This window comes from Streptomyces sp. SID14436 (assembly GCF_010548465.1).
Classification (GTDB): domain Bacteria; phylum Actinomycetota; class Actinomycetes; order Streptomycetales; family Streptomycetaceae; genus Streptomyces.
In genome coordinates this window covers 1-18,676 of sequence record NZ_JAAGMD010000207.1, presented here as the reverse complement: position 1 = coordinate 18,676, position 18,676 = coordinate 1, and the positions used below count along the sequence as shown (strand labels likewise).

Below are 18,676 nucleotides of genomic sequence, written 5' to 3'. Positions count from 1 at the left end.
GGGCAGGCCGTTGGTGGGGCGGGGACCTGCCTCGGGTCGGCCGGGTGGCCGGTCAGATGCGGCCGAGTGCCCAGAAGCCCACGGCGTAGCAGGCCAGGGCGAGGAGGAGTAGGGGAACGGCCACCTTCGCGGGCGGGCCGGGGCGGGGCCGGCGGCGGTGGGCGCGGTGCGCGGGACGGTCGGGGGAAACCGCGGCGCCGGGAGGTGGAACCTGCGGGTCTCGGGCGGTGTATTCAGCAGTAGAGGGCTCGGCAACAGGCAGCCGGGCCGGTGCGGAATACGCCGGAGGACGCGGCGGCAGGGGGGTGCGCAGCGGGTGAGTGGGGTCATGCGGGGGGAAGACGGGGGCGGTGGCAGGGGGCCGTTGAGGGGGGAGGGCTTGCTGGGCCTGGGCTTGGGCTTGGGCCTGACCCTGCTCCTGCGCGGGCTGGTTGGCGTACGCGTGCGGGGGGAGCCCGGGCGGCTGGGGAGCGGGCGGAGGTGGCGCCGACGGGGCGGGGGCGGGCGTTGCCCCGGGCGGCGGCAGGTGGAAGCTCCCGGTGTCCGACATGCTGGGCTGCGACTGCGACTGCGACTGCGACTGCGACTGCGACTGCGACTGCGGCTGTGGGGGGTGAGATGGGGGCTGTTGCGGGGGCGCCGGGGGTGGCGTTCCGGTGGTGGGGGTGGTCCGGCGTGGATCGGCGGGTGGGGCGTCCGTCCCCGTGCCTGCGACACCGACCTCCGCACCGTTCCCGGGCCGGGGCTCCGGGACGCCAGGGGAGTCGCCGATGTACGGGTGGGCCACCGGCCGGGAGCTCTCCTCCGCAGACGGCCGGCCGGCCTCCGTCGTCCCCGTGGACGTGCCGCTGCCGCCGACCCGCACCCCGGACGCCCGCTTCAGTGGACCGTCCGGTCCGAACCCCGGTGGGAGCGGCCCGAGTTGGTTGAAGATCTCGATCAGCTCGTCGTCCGGTCCGGGCTCCGGGAGGAGCTCGGCTGCCGAGGCCAGCGCCCTGCGTGCCCCCGTGACCGTGCGGAAGCGGGCGTCGGGATCGGGCTGCAGCAGGGTCGCCACGACCTGCCACAGGGGCTCGGGGATGCCCTGGGGAGCCTTCGGTGTCCCGTGGTCGGCGAAGTACTGGATGAGGGCCTTGGTGTCCGGCTTGGCGCCCTCCAACAGGTACAGGGCGACCAGTCCCACGGCGAAGAGGTCGGCGGGGAAGTCCGGCTCGGAGCCCATCATCTGCTCGGGCGCGAGATAGCCCGGCGTGCCGACCACCAGGTTGGTCTCGGTCAGGCGGGGTTCGCCCAGGCGCATCGCGATGCCGAAGTCGGACAGGCGCAGGCGTGGCCGGCCGGTGCCGGTCGCCTCCAGGAGCACGTTGGCGGGCTTGATGTCGCGGTGGACGACGCCTTCCGCGTGGACGGCGGCGAGCCCGGCCAGCAGCTGGTCCAGCAGCGTGCAGACGAAGGGCGGCGGCAGCGGGCCGTAGTCGCCGACCAGGTGGACCAGTGAGCCGCCGGCGACCAGGTCCATGGTGAAGAGGACCTGGTCGTCGTCGGCGGCCCAGCTGGTGGGGGCGAGCACATGGGGGTGGTCGATGCGCAGTGCCTGCTCGCGTACGAAGCGCAGGAGGGAGTGGGCGTCGCTCTGCAGCAGCACCTTGGCGGCCACATAGCGGCGCCGCCGGTGGTCCCAGGCGCGCCATACGGCGCCCACACCGCCGCGTCCGATCGGATCGGCCAGTTCGTACCGGCCGGCGAACACCTCACCCATGGCTGTGCCCCGCCCCTCCCCCTGTGCCGTCGCCCTTCGTCTTCCGCGGCCGGGCCGGGATCAGTTCTGGTGGGACTGGTAGTGCGCCACGGCGTCGGAGGTGCGGCCGGCGCCGTAGACCCGGAGGAACTCCGCCAGTTCCGGGTGCGTGGCGGACAGGGAGTCGGCTGCCTCGATGATGTCGCCGGCGGCCGCCACCGAGCGCAGCAGGGACTGGATCTCCCGGACGACCCGCTTGACCGTGGGCGCCCCTGAACTGCTCGTCGTCTGCGTGGTGTTGCTGAGCACCGAACCCCCCTGCGACTTCTTGATCTCCTCCATGCGCTCAGTGGCCTCGGCCGCGCTCACGCTTCCGTCCGCGACCTGTCCCGCGAGTTCCTGCAACAGCTGGACCCGCTGTACGACCGCGGGGTTGCCGATCTTGGCCCGCTGGCCGCTCATGAGTTGTGACAGCATCGGCGCGGACAGTCCGAGTACACCCGCGAGACGAGCCTGGTTGAGACCCAGGTCGTCTATGAGCCTACGGAAGAGCGCCCCCAGTGGCTCCCCGTACCAGTTCCGCTGCAGTTCCCGCGCTCTTGCGGTGGCTTCCTGCTGTGCGGCGTCCATTGCGTCTCCCCATCGCTTCCCCAAGAACCGCGGTTCGCTGTAGCGAACCACGTCCGAGCATCTTACGGAGCGTGGTTGGTCACGGGGACCCCAATCCTTTTGCGGAATCCCCGGGGTGACCCGGTACTCTGGTGTGCGGCGCCCGCCGGGATGCACCTTTTCCGGGCGGACGCTTCGTTTCCGGGGCCTTAGCTCAGTTGGTAGAGCGCTGTCTTTGCATGGCAGATGTCAGGGGTTCGACTCCCCTAGGCTCCACAACCCGGGCCCCTCCCGTCTGCGGACAGCAGATGGCGGAGGGGCCCTTCGTTTCACGTGAAACAGCGCGGTGGGCCGGGAGATCCCGCGGATCTTCCGGCCCACCGCGCTGTGATGCCGTAGCGCGTCAGGACTGCTCGTCGCGCTTGGCGGCCTGTTCCTCGGCCTCCTTGGCCTGGACCTCCGGGTCCAGGGTGGCGCCGCTGCCGTCCACGGAGGTCAGCGTGGCTCCCTCGGGGACGTCCGTCGCGGCCGGCGGTTCCACCAGCCAGTCCGGGTTGGCCTGCTTGTCCCACCACTTCCAGGCGGCGAAGGCGCCGCCGGCGACGAGGCCCGCGATCGCGATCACCTTGGCGGCCCGGCCGGCCCTGGCCCGTCGCTGCTGCTTGCGGACCAGCTTCTGGATCTGCTGGGCGGTGACCTGACCGCGCAGGGCGGCCAGCGCGGCAGCGCTGCGCGCGGCCGCTTCCTCCGTGGCCGGACCGGCGACGGCGATCGCCTGCTCGATCCGGGGCCGGGAGTAGTCGGCCGCCTGTCGCGCGGCCTGGCGCGTACGGGCGGCGGCGTCGTGGGCGGCCTGGTCGACCTTCGGCGGCACATGCGTCCGGGCCTGCTCCAGGTACGGCTGGATGTGCGCGCCGTACTGGACGCGAGCCTGGCCTGCGGCCTGCGTCACCTTGGGCGCCAGCCGTACGCGGGCCTCCTGTGCGTAGTGCGCGGCCCTTACCTTGGCCGTGTCGGCGTAGGGCGCCACCACTTCCGCGGCGTGCAGCACGCTGTCCTTCGCCGAACCGGTCGCGGCGCGCACGCTGTCGATGCGGGTCACGGGTTCCTCCTCCTCGGTGGCGTACGGTATTTCGACTTTCCACCCTTTTACGGATCATGCATCGCGAGCGGCCGTGAGGCATGCGCGGGCGGGCATCCGGGTGCCGATGAAGCCGATCGAATGCGGTAGCGGATGAAGGGGACATCAGGGGCTTGTGGTCACTTGTGGTCGACAATGCCACGGATCGCCGCCGTGCGCCCCCGTCGCGGGACCTCTCCCGGGTCTTTTCCGCAACCCGCTCCGCCCGGTCGCGTCCTGTCAACGAGTGCCGGGCGACTGAGGGCCCCGTCCGTGCGAGGATCAGGGAGTCACCGAAAGACAACGGAAGGCACATCGTGGCTGAGCAGCTCTACGCCACCCTGAAGACCAACCACGGCAACATCGAGGTTCGGCTGTTCCCGAACCAGGCGCCGAAGACGGTCAAGAACTTCGTCGAGCTCGCCAAGGGCGAGCGGGAGTGGACCCACCCGCAGACCGGTGCCAAGTCCACGGACAAGCTCTACGACGGCACGGTTTTCCACCGGGTGATCAGCGGTTTCATGATCCAGGGCGGTGACCCGCTGGGCAACGGCACCGGCGGCCCCGGCTACCAGTTCGAGGACGAGTTCCACCCGGACCTGCGCTTCGACAAGCCCTACCTGCTGGCCATGGCCAACGCGGGCCCGGGCACCAACGGCTCGCAGTTCTTCATCACCGTCGCCCCGACGGCGTGGCTGACCCGCAAGCACACCATCTTCGGTGAGGTCACCGACGCGGCCAGCCAGAAGGTCGTGGACGGCATCGCCTCCGCGCAGACCAACCCGCGCACCGACCGCCCGCTGGCCGACGTGGTCATCGAGTCGGTCGAGATCCGCGAGGGCTGAGACACCCGGCCCGGAGCTCCCGGGGCGCGACAGCGTCCGGGGGGAACCAATCGCCCCGCTCGTCCGTAAGGATGGGCGGGGCGGGGTTTTTCGACGACCGAGGGGATTCCATGGACGACCAGGCTGCCGGCAGCCCGCGGGACGCCCACAGCGTCCCCTCCTGCTATCGCCACCCGGACCGCGAGACCGGCATACGCTGCACCCGCTGCGACCGGCCGATCTGTCCCGAGTGCATGGTCAACGCGTCCGTCGGATTCCAGTGCCCCGAGTGTGTGCGGGGCGGGTCGGGCACCGGGCACGCCCCGTCCGCCTCCGTGCCGCGCACGATCGCCGGGGGCACCGTCACCGAGGACCCGCGGCTGGTCACCAAGATCCTCATCGGGATCTGCCTCGCGGCCTTCCTGGTGCAGATGTCCGTCGGGGACACCTTCACGGACCGCTTCGACCTCATCGGGCGGGCCTTCGTCCCGCACCTCGGATCGCTCGAGGGTGTGGCGGAAGGGCAGTACTACCGGCTGCTGACGTCGATGTTCCTGCACGGCAGTTACATCCACATCATCTTCAACATGCTGAGCCTGTGGTGGATCGGCGGTCCGCTGGAGGCGGCCCTGGGCAGGGCCCGCTACCTGACCCTCTATGTGGTGTCCGGACTCGCGGGCAGTGCGCTGAGCTACCTGATCGCCGCACCGAACCAGCCCTCGCTCGGTGCCTCCGGGGCGGTCTTCGGGCTGTTCGGCGCCACCGCCGTGCTGATGCGGCGGCTGAACTACGACATGCGGCCGATCATCGCGCTGCTGGTGATCAACCTGATCATCACCTTCAGCCCGGGGTTCAACATCGCCTGGCAGGCACACCTCGGCGGGCTCGTGGCCGGTGTCGTGATGGGGTACGCCATGATCCACGCCCCGCGTCAGAAGCGGACGCTGATCCAGTACGGGACCTGCGCCGTGGTGCTCGCCGTCGTGGTGATCATGACCCTGGTGAGAACGTCCCAGCTGATCTGAGGACCGACTGGCCTGAGACCCGCCTGGTGAGCGTCTGGGCCGGTCGGAGGCTCGGAGGCCCACTTGGTCGGGATCCGAGCCGGTCGGAGGACGTTGTCCACAGTGTGTGGCGGATCTTGTGCACAGTGTGCGGGAACATCTGTGCCTGCTGTCGCTGGGACGTGTTTTCGCAGGTCAGGGCGTGTGTGAACACACTTTCGATTGCCGGTGGTTCTGTCACACCGGCGTCAACGTCCGATGGGTTATCCACAGATCGTCGTTCTTTTCCCCACGCTGTGGAAAGGCCTGTGGATAACTCAGTGGATAGCCCTGCCCAGAGGTGCGGAACGGCTCGGGCAGGGCCCCGCTCACAGCCCGGTGCGGGCTACTTCCACTGTGTGGAGACGCCGAATCCGGCGGCGATGAACCCGAAGCCCACCACGATGTTCCAGTTGCCCAGGGCTTCGATCGGGAGCCTGCTGTCAGTGACGTAGAAGACGACAATCCAGGCCAGGCCGATGGCGAACAGGGCCAGCATCACGGGCGCGACCCAGGCGCGGCTGTTCATCTTCAGCGCGGTCGCCTGCTTCGCGGGCGGCGGCGTGTAGTCGGCCTTCTTGCGGATACGTGACTTCGGCACGAGGGTCTCTCCTGTCGATGCGCTGCGTGGCCGCGCAGAGAACTGGGTCGGGCTCAAAGCAGCGTACAAGGGGACTCTGAGCGCTCCCCCGGGCGTCCGTTAGCGTAGTGCTTCCGCGGCGCCGAAGGAGATAAGGGTACGTTGAGCAATTCTGCCTACTCCCCGGGTTCGGAATCCAGTCCTGTCCGCCGACGCCGTTTCCGGCCCGTGCGGGTGCTCACCGCGGGCGTCTTCGCCCTCGCCGGCCTCATCTTCTTCACCAGCTTCAACACGGCCAAGGGCACCAACATCAGGACGGACGCCTCCCTGCTGAGGCTGTCCGACCTCGTGCACGAGCGCAGCCGCAAGAACGGCGAGCTGGAGGAGTCCAACGGGGCGCTGCGCAAGGACGTGGAAGCGCTCGCCCAGCGCGACGACGGCAGCACCAAGGCGGACGACGACCGCCTCGCCTCCCTGGAGAAGCGCGCGGGGACGAAGAAGCTCAAGGGCGAGGCGATCACCGTCACGCTCAACGACGCCCCGCCGGACGCCACCGCCAAGCTGCCCGGTTACCCGGAGCCGCAGCCCGACTACCTGGTCATCCACCAGCAGGACCTCCAGGCCGTGGTGAACGCGATGTGGCAGGGCGGGGCCGAGGGCATCCAGGTCATGGACCAGCGGCTGATATCCACCAGCGCCGTGCGCTGCGTGGGCAACACCCTGATCCTCCAGGGCCGGGTCTACTCACCGCCGTACACGATCACGGCGGTCGGCGACCCCGGGAAGCTGCGCAAGGCGCTCACGGCGTCCCCGGCGATCCAGAACTACATGGTGTACGTCAACGTCTACGGGCTCGGCTGGAAGGTCGAGGACAACGGCCCGGTGACTCTTCCCGGCTACTCGGGCACAGTGGACCTGCACTACGCGAAGCCCGTGGAGTGACCACCGTGGAGTGAAGGCCCGCACAGGGAGCCGCCGGTGCGTGTGATCGTCAGGACTCTCAGCGAACTGTGCGTCACCGTGGGCGCCGTGATCGTGCTCTTCGTCGCCTACGTGCTCTTCTGGACCGGCGTGCGGGCCGACGGCGTCATGGACGACGAGATCGACCGGCTGCGAGCAGTGGGCGCAGGAGCGGGCCCGTATCGCGGGCACCGACGGCGCCGGGAACGCCGCCTGGTCCGGTACGGCCGGCAGCAGCCCGCCGCGGCAGAAGCCGTACGCGAAGGGCCGGTCCTTCGCCATCATGTACATCCCGCGTCTTGGTTTCACGTGGAACAAGCCCGTTCTCGAGGGCACGGACACCGGCACGCTGAAGAAGGGCCTCGGCCACTACGCCGGCACCGCCCGCCTCGGTGAGCGCGGAAACTTCTCGGTGGCCGGCCATCGCCGTACCCACGGTGACCCGTTCAAGGACTTTCCCCAGCTCGGGCGGGGTGACGCGGTGGTCCTCACGGACGGGACGACATGGTTCACGTACCGGATCGACAAGGGCCCCTACAAAACCGTGCCCTCGGACATCGAGGTAATCGACCCCGTGCCACGTATGTCCGGGTACAAGCGGCCGGGCCGCTACCTGACGCTGACGACGTGCGAACCGGAATGGGGTCACAGCCACCGCCTGATCGTCTGGGCGCACTTGGACTCCACCCAGCCTGTGGAGGCCGGGAAACCGGAGGCGTTGCGCCGTTAGTCTGGTGGCGGTACGGCGTGGGTCCGGTGCCGTGGTACGACGGAAGGGACGGCATGTACAGCTGGATCTGGCGGCATCTGCCGGGCAACGGGTGGGTGCGGGCACTCATCTCGCTCCTGCTGATCGTCGCCGTGGTCTACGTCCTCTTCCAGTACGTCTTCCCCTGGGCCGAGCCGCTGCTGCCCTTCAACGATGTGACGGTGGACAACCAGTGAGCGCGCGCATTCTCGTCGTCGACAACTACGACAGCTTCGTCTTCAACCTGGTCCAGTACCTCTACCAACTGGGCGCCGAGTGCGAGGTCCTGCGCAACGACGAGGTGTCGACCGCGCACGCGCGTGGGGGAGGCTTCGACGGCGTGCTGCTCTCCCCCGGCCCCGGGACCCCCGAGCGGGCCGGCGTCTGCGTGGAGATGGTGCGGCACTGCGCGGCGACCGGCGTGCCCGTGTTCGGCGTCTGCCTCGGCATGCAGTCGATGCAGGTGGCCTACGGCGGCGTCGTGAACCGCGCCCCCGAGCTGCTGCACGGCAAGACCTCGCCCGTCCTCCACGAGGGGAAGGGCGTCTTCGCCGGTCTGCCGTCCCCGTTCACCGCGACCCGCTACCACTCGCTGGCCGCCGAGCCGACGACGGTCCCGGCGGAGCTGGAGGTGACGGCCCGCACGTCCGACGGCATCGTCATGGGACTGCGCCACCGTGAACTGCCCGTCGAGGGCGTGCAGTTCCACCCCGAATCGGTTCTCACCGAGCACGGGCACCGGATGCTCGCCAACTGGCTGACGGAGTGCGGCGACCGGGACGCGGTGGCGAGGTCGGCGGGGCTCGCGCCCGTCGTGGGCAGGTCCACGGCGTGACCGCGCTGCGCCCCGAGCGCGAGTCCGGTGCCGAGTACGGGGAGTCGTTCACCGACGGCTCCTCCTACGGCTCCGGCGGCGGGCAGGGGACCCCGTACGGGCAGCAGCCGTACGGGGCGCCCGGCACGCTCGGGGACGGCTGGTACGACGACACCCCGCAGGACCCCTACGGCGGGACCTCCTACAGCGAGGGCTCGTTCGGCGGAGACCCCTACGGCGCGGCAGCCCACAACGGAGCCGCCCACAACGGGGCCGCCCACAACGGAGCCGCCCAGAACGGCGCAGCGCGCCCGGGGGAGCCCGCGGGCGGTACCACTTACGGCGCCGGTGTGCCCGACAGCTCCTACAGCGGGGCGGCCTACGTCGCGGCCTACGGCGGGACGGGCTACGACGGCACGGGCCCGGGCCCCGCCGGGGTGCCCTACGACGCAACGGCCCAGGGCGGCACCGCCTACGACGGCACGGCCTACGACGGGACCGCGTACAACGGCGCCCCGGGCGGTGCCGCGTACGCCGGACCCGCCCATGCCGGACCCGCCCATGCCGGACCCGCGCACGCCGGAGCCGACTACGGCGGTGCCGCGTCCGGGGGGCCCGCCGCGGAGACGGCGTACCTCCCGCCCGTGGACGACGAGACGGTCGCGCTGCGCATCCCGGACCCGCCGCAGCCCGCGACCCGTGAGCCGACCGGGACGGCGACGGCGGCCGACGGCGCGGAAGGCGGTCGTGCCGCCCGCAGGAAGGCCGCCAGACGGGGCCAGGGCCGCCGCGGCACCGCCCCGGGGCATGACGAGCCGGGCGAGGCGTCCCGGGGCTCCGACGAGCCGCAGACGCCCCTGTCACGGGTCGAGGCGCGCCGCCGTGCCCGCCAGAGCAAGCCGGGTGCGGCCGTGGTCGCGAGCCGCGCCATCGGCGAGGTGTTCATCACCTTCGGCGTGCTCATGCTGCTGTTCGTCACGTACCAGCTGTGGTGGACGAACGTGCGGGCGCAGGCGCAGGCCGGCAAGGAGGTCAGCGACCTCCAGAACGACTGGGCGAACGGCAAGCGGAATCCGGGCGCCTTCGAGCCGGGCCAGGGCTTCGCGCTGCTGCACATGCCGAAGCTGGACGTGGTCGTGCCGATCGCCGAGGGCATCAACAGCAAGAAGGTGCTCGACCGGGGCATGGTCGGCCACTACGCCGAGGGCGCGCTGAAGACGGCCATGCCCGAGGACAAGACCGGCAACTTCGGGCTCGCCGGCCACCGCAACACGCACGGGGAGCCGTTCCGCTACATCAACCGGCTGGAGCCGGGCGACCCCATCGTCGTGGAGACGCAGGACACGTACTTCGTGTACAAGATGACGTCGATCCTGCCGGTGACCTCGCCCAGCAACATCAGTGTCCTGGAGCCGGTCCCCAAGGGCTCGGGCTTCACCGGACCGGGCCGCTACATCACGCTGACGACCTGCACCCCCGAGTTCACCAGCAAGTACCGCATGATCGTCTGGGGCAAGATGGCGGAGGAACGGCCGCGCAGCAAGGGCAAGCCGGATGCGCTCGTCAACTAGGGGCAAGGGGAACGTGGCAACGACCACCGACGACACCGAACAGCAGACCGCCGTGCCCCCGTCACGGCGGCGTCCGGCACGCCGCCGCATGGGTCCCGTCGCGACCGCGGTCAGCGTCTTCGGCGAACTGCTCATCACGACGGGCCTGGTCCTCGGCCTGTTCGTCGTCTACTCGCTGTGGTGGACGAACGTCGTCGCCGACCGGGCGGCGGGCAAGCAGGCCGACAAGGTGCGCGACTCCTGGGCCCGGGAGACCGACGGGGACGGCGGCGGTCCCGTCTCCTTCGACAGCAAGGACGGCATCGGCTTCCTGCACGTGCCCGCGATGAGCGACGACGAGATCCTCGTCGAGAAGGGCACGTCGATGAAGGTCCTCAACGACGGCGTCGCCGGCTACTACACCGACCCCGTCAAGGCGACGCTGCCGACGTCCGGCAAGAAGGGCAACTTCTCGCTCGCCGCGCACCGGGACGGCCACGGGGCGAAGTTCCACGGCATCCACCGGATCGGCAAGGGCGACGCGATCGTCTTCGAGACGAAGGACACCTGGTACGTCTACAAGACCTACGCGGTCCTCCCCGAGACGTCGAAGTACAACGTCCAGGTCCTCGCCCCGGTCCCCAAGGAGTCCGGGGCGAAGAAGGCCGGCCACTACATCACGCTGACGACCTGCACCCCCGTGTACACGAGCAAGTACCGCTACGTCGTCTGGGGCGAACTGGTCCGCACGGAGAAGGTCGACGAGCAGCGGACGCCGCCCGAGGAACTGCGCTGACCGGCGCCCCCGCGCCCCGGCCGCCCACCACCGCGCACTCTCACCCGCGCCGACCGCACCGACAGCCCTGACCGCCCGACGGTTCCGACAGCCCTGACGCCCCCGACGGTCCCGACCACCCCGACGGTCCCGAACGCCCCGACGGTCCCGACCGCCCCGACGTATCGACCGCCCGCGTACGACGAAGCCCCGGCCCCTCACGTGGAGGGCCGGGGCTTTGCCGTACCGTTCGTGCGGCGGCGGGCGGTGCGTCAGTCGCGGCCGCCCGTGAGGCCACCGAAGATGCCTCCGTTGTCACCGCCGTTCGGCCCGCCCTGCTGGCCCCCTATGGCGATCAGCACGACCTTGTCGCCCTGCTTGACCTCCTGGCCCTCCTGCGGGTTGCTGCCGACGACCACGGCGTTGTCGTCGTTCGCGCCCTGGACCCGCTCCAGTTGGAGACCCGCCTGGGCGAGGACCTGCTTGGCCTGGCCGACCGTCATCTGGGTGACGCGCGGCATGGCGAACTTGTTCTCCTGCTGCTTCGCCTTGCCGATGACGATCGTGACCTGGGATCCCTTGTCGGCCGACGAGTTGGGGCCCGGCGTGGTCGAGATGACCTTGCCGACCTGGTTCGGGTCGTCGGTCTCCTGCTCGGTGCAGTTGCCCACCAGGTCGTTGCCCGTCATCTGGGTCTTCGCCTCTTCGCAGGTCTTGCCGGTGACGTCCGGGACGGTCGCCTTCTCCTGCTCCTTGGCGATGATCAGAGTGATCGTCGAGCCCTTCTCCACCTCCTTGCCGGAGGTCGGGTCCTGGTCGAGGACGCTGTTCGGTTCCTCCGTCGAGACCCGCGACTTGGTCTCGATCTTGAACTGGTAGTCGTCACCCTCCAGCTTGGTGGTGGCGTCCTCCAGGCTCAGACCGATCACGCTCGGCACCGCCACCTTCGGGGCGCCGGTCGAGACCACCAGGTTGACGGTGGAGTCCTTCTTGACCTTGGTGCCCTGCTTCGGGTCCTGCTCGCAGATCTTGCCCTTGGTCTCGTTCTCACAGGGCTTCGACGTGAAGGCGAGTTGCAGGTCGCCGTTCTCGGCGAGACGTTCGGCGTTCGCCTTGGTCTCACCTATGAAGTTCGGCACCGCCACGTCCTCGTTGCCCACCCCGCCGTCGCCGCCGAACGCCCAGCGGCCGATCAGGATGGCGCCGATCAGGACCAGGACACCGGCCGCGACCAGCAGGATCGTGGAGGTGTTGTTCTTCTTCGGCTGGCGGCGGCGGCCCTGGCGGTCGTCGTAGCCGTAGCCGCCGTCGTCCGGGTTCATGGGCGGCAGCATCGAGGTGGCCGCGGCACCGCCGGCGTCCTGGCGCAGGGCCGTGGTCGGCTGGTCGTCCGGGTAGCCGCCGTAGCCCGCGGAGCCGAGGGCCGCGGCGGCCGCGACCGGCTGGCCGTCCAGGCAGGCCTCGATGTCGGCGCGCATCTCGTCCGCCGACTGGTACCGGTAGTCGGGGTCCTTGACCAGCGCCTTCAGGACGATGGCGTCCATCTCGGGCGTGATCTCGGGGTCGAAGACGCTGGGCGCCTGCGGTTCCTCGCGGACGTGCTGGTAGGCGACGGCGACCGGGGAGTCGCCCACGAACGGCGGGCGGACGGTCAGCAGCTCGTAGAGCAGGCAGCCGGTGGAGTAGAGGTCGGAGCGGGCGTCGACCTGTTCGCCTTTGGCCTGTTCGGGGGAGAGGTACTGGGCGGTGCCGATCACGGCCGACGTCTGGGTCATCGTCATGCCGGAGTCGCCCATGGCGCGGGCGATGCCGAAGTCCATGACCTTGACCTGGCCGTTGCGGGTCAGCATGACGTTGGCCGGCTTGATGTCGCGGTGCACGATGCCCGCGCGGTGCGAGTACTCCAGGGCCTGGAGGATGCCGATGGTCATCTCCAGTGTCCGCTCCGGCAGCAGCTTGCGACCACTGTGGAGAAGCTCACGCAGCGTGGAGCCGTCGACGTACTCCATGACGATGTACGGGATGGAGACCCCGTCGATGTAGTCCTCGCCCGTGTCGTAGACCGCGACGATCGCGGGATGGTTGAGCGAGGCGGCCGACTGGGCCTCCCGGCGGAACCGGGCCTGGAAGGACGGGTCGCGCGCGAGGTCCGCGCGCAGCGTCTTCACCGCCACGGTGCGGCCGAGGCGGGTGTCATGCGCGAGGTAGACCTCCGCCATGCCACCGCGGCCGAGCACCTGGCCCAGTTCGTACCGGCCGCCGAGGCGACGCGGCTCTTCCATAGCTACCTACCAGCCCTCTCCGTCGGTCCCGGCCGGCACGTACGTGCGGCCGGAGGCTGCGTTCCGGGCCTACCGTACCCGGCTCGTTTTGTGTGACCTGGCCAAGTGCGTCAGCCGATACAGGACCGGTACCGCAACGTGCACCGATGTGAAGCGGACGTGACCGGTGTCACTGCTTGCCCTTGATGACCGCCTCCATCACGTCCTTGGCGATCGGGGCGGCGAGCCCGCCACCGGAGATGTCGCCGCGCACGGCGTCGTCGTCCTCGATGACGACGGCCACCGCGACCGGGGAGCCGCCGTCACCGGTCTTGGCGTAGGAGATGAACCAGGCGTAGGGGTTCTTGCTGTTGGCGACACCGTGCTGGGCGGTGCCGGTCTTGCCGCCGACGGTGACGCCCGGGATGCGGGCGTTGCCGCCGGTGCCGTTCTCGACGACCGTCTCCATCATCGACTGGAGGATCTGGGCGTTCTTGGCCTCCATCGGCCGGCTCAGCTCCTCCGGCTTGGTCTTCTCGACGGTGTCCAGGTTCGGTGCCTGCAGCGCGTCGACCATGTAGGGCTGCATCATCGAGCCGTTGTTGGCGATGGCCGCGGTGACCATGGCCATCTGCAGCGGGGTGGTGGCGGTGTTGAACTGGCCGATGGAGGACAGCGCGACCTGCGAGGGCTCCATGTCGTCGGAGAAGACGGAGGCGTTGGCGCGGACCGGGGTGAACTGCTCCTCGTTGAAGCCGAACTTCTCGGCCGTCTCGAGCATCTTGTCGTTGCCGAGGTCGGCGCCGATCTTGCCGAAGACGGTGTTGCAGGACACCCGCAGCGCCTCGCGCAGGGTGGCGTCCTTGCAGGGCAGGTTGCCGTCGTTCTTCAGCTCGGTGCGGGTCCCCGTCATCACCCACGGCAGGGGCGTGTCCGTCTTCTCGTCGGCGTCCTTGTAGAGACCGTGCTCCAGGGCCGCGGCCGCGGTGACGACCTTGAAGGTCGATCCGGGCGGGTAGACCTCGCGCAGGGCCCGGTTGAGCATCGGGTCGTTCGGGTTGTTCTTCTTCTGCAGCTTCTGCCAGGCCTCGGTGTCCGTCGTGGTGGAGTTCCCGGCGAACGACGACGGGTCGTAGGACGGGTAGGAGGCGAGGGCCAGGATCTTGCCGGTGGACGGCTCGATGGCGGCGACGGCGCCCTTGCCGCCCTGCCGCTTCAGCCCTTCGTAGGCGGCCTTCTGCGCGGCGGAGTTCAGCGTGGTGACGACGTTGCCGCCCTGCTTCTTCTTGCCGGTCAGCATGTCCAGGGTGTTGCGGAAGAACAGCTGGTCGGCGTTGCCGGTGAGGATGCCGTCCTCGATGCTCTCCAGCTGGGTCGCGCCGAAGGCCTGTGAGGCGTAGCCGGTGACCGGCGCCCACATCGGGCCGTTCTTGTAGGTGCGCTTGTACTCGAAGTCGCTGCCCGAGGTCCGCTTCGATCCGGTGATCGGCTTGCCGTCGACGATGATGTCGCCGCGCGGCTGCGCGTACCGCTCGATGGCGATGCGCCGGTTCTTCTCGTTCTTCTGCAGGGCGTCGGCCTGCACGTACTGGAGCCAGTTGTCACGGATCATGAGGGCGAGCATGAGGAGCCCACAGAAGATCGCGATCCGGCGCAGGGGCTTGTTCACGGTCGGACCACCTGGGTCATCTCGGCGTCTGGGTTGGTGGCGGGCGCGGGCGCCGGGCGTCGGGCGGTGTCACTGATGCGCAGCAGGATGCCGATCAGCGCCCAGTTGGCGATGACGGAGGAACCGCCGTAGGCGAGGAACGGCATGGTCATACCGGTCAGCGGGATGAGACCCATGACACCGCCGGCGACCACGAAGACCTGGAGGGCGAAGGCACCGGACAGGCCGATCGCGAACAGCTTGCCGAACGGGTCGCGCGCGGCCAGCGAGGTCCGCACACCGCGCTCGATGATCAGCCCGTAGAGCAGCAGCATCGCCATCACGCCGGCCAAACCCAGCTCCTCGCCGAAGGTGGCGAAGATGAAGTCGGAGTTGGCGGCGAAGCCGATCAGGTCGGAGTTGCCCTGGCCGAGGCCGGTGCCCATGACACCGCCCGAACCGAAGGACATGATCGACTGGCCGATCTGCTCGCAGGCGCCGGAGGTCGCGTAGCAGCCGAACGGGTCCAGCCAGGCGTCCACGCGCTGCTGGACGTGCCCGGCGAACGAGGCCACGCCCACGGCGCCCGCGGCGGACATCAGCAGACCGATGACGATCCAGCTGGTCCGCTCGGTGGCGACGTACAGCATCACGATGAACAGCCCGAAGAACAGCAGCGAGGTGCCGAGGTCGTTCTCGAAGACGAGGACGAGGAGGCTGACCGCCCAGATGGTGATGATCGGACCGAGGTCCCGGCCGCGCGGCAGGTACAGGCCCATGAACCGGCGGCTGGCCAGGGCGAGGGCGTCCCGCTTCACCATGAGGTAGCCGGAGAAGAAGATCGCGATGACGATCTTCGCGAACTCGCCGGGCTGGATGGAGAATCCGGCGACCCGGATCCAGATCTTGGCGCCGAAGACGTCGGCGCCGAGGCCCGGCACCAGCGGCAGCAGCAGCAGGACCAGGGCGGCCACCATGGAGATGTAGGTGTACCGCTGCAGGATGCGGTGGTCCTTGAGGAAGACGAGCACGGCGACGAACAGGGCGACGCCGATGGCCGAGTACAGCAGCTGGTTCGGGGCGGACGGGCTGAACGCGCCGTAGGCCCGCTTGGCCAGCTGCTGCAGCCGCTCCGACTGGTCCAGCCGCCAGATGGCGACCAGCCCCAGACCGTTCAGCAGGGTCGCCAGGGGCAGCAGCAGCGGGTCCGCGTAGGGCGCGAACTTGCGCACCACGAGGTGGCCGACGCCCGCCAGCAGCCCGAGGCCCAGCCCGTAGGCGAGCAGCCCGGAGGGCACGGTGCCGTCGATGGCGAGGCCCACGTTGGCGTAGGCGAAGACCGGGATGACCACGGCGAACACCAGCAGCGCCAGCTCGGTGTTGCGCCGGCTCGGGGCGCCGATCGCGCCGATCGTGGACGTGTGCTGCGCCGACGGGTTGGTAGTACTGCTCATCGTGTGACAGGGCCTCTCACGGCTTGCCTACTGCTTACCGCACAGCGAGACGACCTTCTGCTCCTCCTCCGAGAGGCTGGGGCCGGGGCTGGGATCAGGTGCGGTCGTGGACGGGGGCGTGGACTTCTCCGGCGCCTTCGTCGACCCCGAGGGGTCGGGCGTCGGCGTGACCTTGGACGTGAAGGAGGCGGGAGTGGTTCCCGTGGTGCCCCCGGCCTCGCCCTCACCGGTCTTCGCGTTGTTCTCGCTCTCGGCGGCACGCCGCTCGGCCGCCTTCTTGCAGGCGGAGGCCTGCACCGACAGTTCCTCGATCTTCGCCCGGGCGTCCGCCAGGTCGCTCTCGGGGATGGTGCCCTCGACCAGCTTCTGCTGGTAGGGCGGCAGGTACTTGAGTTCGATCTCGGGGTGGTCCTGCTGGACCTTCGACAGCGACACCCACGCCAGGTCCTGGCTGATGCCCCGGTACAGCGCGACGTGGTCCTCGTTGGTGCCGACGTAGTACTGCGTCTGCGTCCAGCGCCAGCCGCCGTACAGGCCGCCGCCGACGACGGCGAGGGCCAGCAGGCCGAAGAAGGACCGCTTGAGCCACTTGCGGCCCTTGCGCGGCTTGGTGAAGTCGTCGTCGCCGTAGCCGAAGCCGTCGGTGGGGATGAAACCGGTCACGTCGCCGCTGCCGGGCGGGCCGAACTCGCCGCCGCCCTGGGAGCGCCGGCGGCCGAGCCCGGAGGCGCGTCCGGCCGGGGTCTGCATGATGCCGTTGTCGTGGAGCTGGCTCTGGTTCTCGGCGACGGCGCCGACCACGACGGGGGTGTCGGACAGCTGCCCGGCCAGGGTGTCCCCGGTGTCGAGGTCGAGGACGTCGGCGACGATCACCGTGATGTTGTCGGGTCCGCCGCCGCGCAGCGCCAGTTCGATCAGGTTCTGGACGGTCTCCTCGGGGCCCTGGTAACTGGCCAGGGCGTCCTCGAGGGTCTGGTGGGAGACCACGCCGGACAGGCCGTCGGAGCAGATCAGGTACCGGTCGCCGGCCCGCACCTCGCGGATCGACAGGTCGGGTTCGACGTGCTCGCCGCTGCCGAGGGCCCGCATCAGCAGGGACCGCTGCGGGTGGGTGGTCGCCTCCTCCTCGGTGATCCGGCCCTCGTCGACCAGCCGCTGCACCCAGGTGTGGTCCTGGGTGATCTGCGTCAGGACGCCGTCCCGCAGCAGGTAGGCCCGGGAGTCGCCGACGTGCACCATGCCGAGGCGCTGACCGGTCCACAGCAGGGCGGTCAGGGTGGTGCCCATGCCCTCGAGCTGCGGGTCCTCCTCGACCATCATGCGCAGCTGGTCGTTGGCCCGCTGCACGGCCGTGCCGAGCGAGGTGAGCAGGTCGGAGCCGGGGACGTCGTCGTCGAGCGCGACGATGGTGGAGATCGCCTCGGAGGAGGCCACCTCACCGGCCGCGGCGCCGCCCATGCCGTCGGCGATGGCGAGCAGGCGCGGACCGGCGTAACCGGAGTCCTCGTTGCCCTCCCGGATCATCCCCTTGTGCGATCCGGCGGCGAAGCGCAGGGAAAGGCTCATGCGCACCTCGCCAGTCGGCTCCGGGTACAGCCGGTCGTGTCGAGCCACACTGCCCACCCTCCGGTCGGGAGCGCGCCGCGGCCCTGGGTGGGGGCCGGCGATGCGTGCTCGCTCCGCTCGCGCTCATTCATTGGTGTAGCACTACTTCCGCAGCTCGATGACGGTCTTGCCGATGCGGATCGGCGCGCCCAGCGAAATCGGCGTGGGGGTCGTCAGCCGGTTCCGGTCCAGGTAGGTGCCGTTCGTGGAGCCGAGGTCCTCGACGATCCACTGGCCGTCGCGGTCCGGGTAGATCCTGGCATGACGGCTGGAGGCGTAGTCGTCGTCCAGCACGATGGTGCTGTCGTGCGCGCGGCCCAGGGTGATGGTCTGGCCCTGCAGCGCGACCGTGGTGCCGGTGAGGGTCCCCTCGGTCACCACCAGCTTGGTGGGGGCGTTGCGGCCGCCGCGACGGCCGCCGCCCGACTGCTGGCGCTGCGGCGGCGGCGTCTGCCGGCCGGCCTGCTGCGCGCGGCCGGCCTCCCGCCGTGCCCCGCGCTGGGTGACCCGCGTACCGAACAGGTCGCTCCGGATGACCTGCACGGCCACGATCACGAACAGCCACAGTACGGCCAGGAACCCCAGCCGCATGACCGTGAGGGTCAGCTCTGACATTGCCCCCGCTTCACCCTTCGGCTTGCCTATAGATAACGGTGGTGCTGCCCACGACGATCCGCGAGCCGTCGCGGAGCGTAGCGCGGGTGGTGTGCTGTCCGTCCACCACGATGCCGTTCGTGGACCCGAGATCCTGGATCGTCGAGGGCGTTCCGGTCCGGATCTCGCAGTGCCGGCGGGAGACGCCGGGGTCGTCGATCCGCACGTCGGCCTCGGTGCTGCGGCCCAGGACGAGCGTCGCCCGGGAGATCTGGTGGCGGGTGCCGTTGATCTCGATCCAGTAGCGGGTGCGGCCGGCGGACACGGGTGCGGCGGGGGGCCGCTGGCCGCCC

General features: G+C 70.0%; 17 protein-coding genes, 1 tRNA gene and 1 pseudogene. 9 read left to right on the top strand and 10 right to left on the bottom strand.

Going from position 1 to position 18,676, the window contains the following annotated elements:
* Positions 1–52 precede the first annotated feature (52 nt).
* Positions 53–1,759: a serine/threonine-protein kinase gene (locus G3I53_RS07380; protein WP_164338396.1), complete on the bottom strand. Its 1,707-nt coding sequence runs from the start codon at positions 1,757–1,759 to the stop codon at positions 53–55.
* Between the two features lie 60 nt (positions 1,760–1,819).
* Complete coding sequence (locus G3I53_RS07375; protein ID WP_164338397.1) at positions 1,820–2,368, bottom strand: DNA-binding protein; 549 nt, start codon at positions 2,366–2,368, stop codon at positions 1,820–1,822.
* Positions 2,369–2,550: 182 nt separating this feature from the next.
* Here G3I53_RS07375 and G3I53_RS07370 point away from each other — a divergent pair.
* Positions 2,551–2,623 (top strand) — tRNA-Ala (locus G3I53_RS07370).
* Positions 2,624–2,750: 127 nt separating this feature from the next.
* Here G3I53_RS07370 and G3I53_RS07365 read toward each other — a convergent pair.
* A complete protein-coding gene (locus G3I53_RS07365) occupies positions 2,751–3,449 on the bottom strand; it encodes a DUF5324 family protein (RefSeq protein WP_164338398.1) in 699 nt (232 codons plus the stop codon).
* 335 nt (positions 3,450–3,784) lie between these two features.
* Here G3I53_RS07365 and G3I53_RS07360 point away from each other — a divergent pair, with 335 nt between their 5' ends.
* Both G3I53_RS07360 and G3I53_RS07355 read left to right on the top strand, forming a co-directional pair.
* A complete protein-coding gene (locus tag G3I53_RS07360; RefSeq protein WP_164338399.1) occupies positions 3,785–4,312 on the top strand; it encodes a peptidylprolyl isomerase in 528 nt (175 codons plus the stop codon).
* A gap of 110 nt (positions 4,313–4,422) precedes the next feature.
* The gene (locus G3I53_RS07355; RefSeq protein ID WP_164338400.1) at positions 4,423–5,316 is read left to right on the top strand and encodes a rhomboid family intramembrane serine protease; all 894 of its coding nucleotides are present in this window, start codon (positions 4,423–4,425) and stop codon (positions 5,314–5,316) included.
* A gap of 364 nt (positions 5,317–5,680) precedes the next feature.
* On the opposite strand, the gene crgA is transcribed toward G3I53_RS07355, so the two are convergent.
* The gene (crgA, locus tag G3I53_RS07350) at positions 5,681–5,935 is read right to left on the bottom strand and encodes a cell division protein CrgA (protein ID WP_164338401.1); all 255 of its coding nucleotides are present in this window, start codon (positions 5,933–5,935) and stop codon (positions 5,681–5,683) included.
* 141 nt (positions 5,936–6,076) lie between these two features.
* Here crgA and G3I53_RS07345 point away from each other — a divergent pair, with 141 nt between their 5' ends.
* The 6 genes and pseudogenes from G3I53_RS07345 to G3I53_RS07320 all read left to right on the top strand — a co-directional run bounded on the left by G3I53_RS07345 (position 6,077) and on the right by G3I53_RS07320 (position 10,782).
* Positions 6,077–6,856 (top strand): DUF881 domain-containing protein, encoded by a 780-nt coding sequence (locus G3I53_RS07345; RefSeq protein WP_164338402.1) that lies wholly within the window; start codon positions 6,077–6,079, stop codon positions 6,854–6,856.
* 36 nt (positions 6,857–6,892) lie between these two features.
* Positions 6,893–7,604 (top strand): annotated as a pseudogene (locus tag G3I53_RS07340) (class E sortase).
* 53 nt (positions 7,605–7,657) lie between these two features.
* Complete coding sequence (locus tag G3I53_RS33210) at positions 7,658–7,819, top strand: hypothetical protein (protein ID WP_192231037.1); 162 nt, start codon at positions 7,658–7,660, stop codon at positions 7,817–7,819.
* Complete coding sequence (locus G3I53_RS07335; RefSeq protein ID WP_164338403.1) at positions 7,816–8,457, top strand: aminodeoxychorismate/anthranilate synthase component II; 642 nt, start codon at positions 7,816–7,818, stop codon at positions 8,455–8,457. The genes G3I53_RS33210 and G3I53_RS07335 overlap by 4 nt, the downstream gene beginning before the upstream one ends.
* A gap of 416 nt (positions 8,458–8,873) precedes the next feature.
* Positions 8,874–10,007, top strand: a complete 1,134-nt coding sequence (locus tag G3I53_RS33665) for a class E sortase (RefSeq protein ID WP_343240565.1) — start codon at positions 8,874–8,876, stop codon at positions 10,005–10,007.
* A gap of 13 nt (positions 10,008–10,020) precedes the next feature.
* Complete coding sequence (locus G3I53_RS07320) at positions 10,021–10,782, top strand: class E sortase (protein WP_164338732.1); 762 nt, start codon at positions 10,021–10,023, stop codon at positions 10,780–10,782.
* A 251-nt stretch (positions 10,783–11,033) separates the two neighbouring features.
* On the opposite strand, the gene pknB is transcribed toward G3I53_RS07320, so the two are convergent.
* The 6 genes from pknB to G3I53_RS07290 form a co-directional block, all read right to left on the bottom strand.
* Positions 11,034–13,043 carry a Stk1 family PASTA domain-containing Ser/Thr kinase gene (gene pknB / locus G3I53_RS07315; protein WP_164338733.1) on the bottom strand — a complete coding sequence of 670 codons (2,010 nt, stop codon included), beginning with the start codon at positions 13,041–13,043 and terminating at the stop codon, positions 11,034–11,036.
* Between the two features lie 169 nt (positions 13,044–13,212).
* Complete coding sequence (locus G3I53_RS07310) at positions 13,213–14,691, bottom strand: penicillin-binding protein 2 (RefSeq protein WP_164338734.1); 1,479 nt, start codon at positions 14,689–14,691, stop codon at positions 13,213–13,215.
* Positions 14,688–16,124, bottom strand: a complete 1,437-nt coding sequence (locus G3I53_RS07305; RefSeq protein ID WP_164338735.1) for an FtsW/RodA/SpoVE family cell cycle protein — start codon at positions 16,122–16,124, stop codon at positions 14,688–14,690. Before G3I53_RS07305 ends, G3I53_RS07310 begins: the two co-directional genes overlap by 4 nt.
* Before the next feature lie 27 nt (positions 16,125–16,151).
* Positions 16,152–17,690, bottom strand: a complete 1,539-nt coding sequence (locus G3I53_RS07300) for a Stp1/IreP family PP2C-type Ser/Thr phosphatase (RefSeq protein WP_164338736.1) — start codon at positions 17,688–17,690, stop codon at positions 16,152–16,154.
* Between the two features lie 141 nt (positions 17,691–17,831).
* The gene (locus tag G3I53_RS07295; protein ID WP_164438146.1) at positions 17,832–18,344 is read right to left on the bottom strand and encodes an FHA domain-containing protein; all 513 of its coding nucleotides are present in this window, start codon (positions 18,342–18,344) and stop codon (positions 17,832–17,834) included.
* Between the two features lie 10 nt (positions 18,345–18,354).
* Positions 18,355–18,676 (bottom strand): FHA domain-containing protein (locus tag G3I53_RS07290; RefSeq protein ID WP_164438145.1); only part of this gene is annotated, 322 nt, incomplete at its 5' end.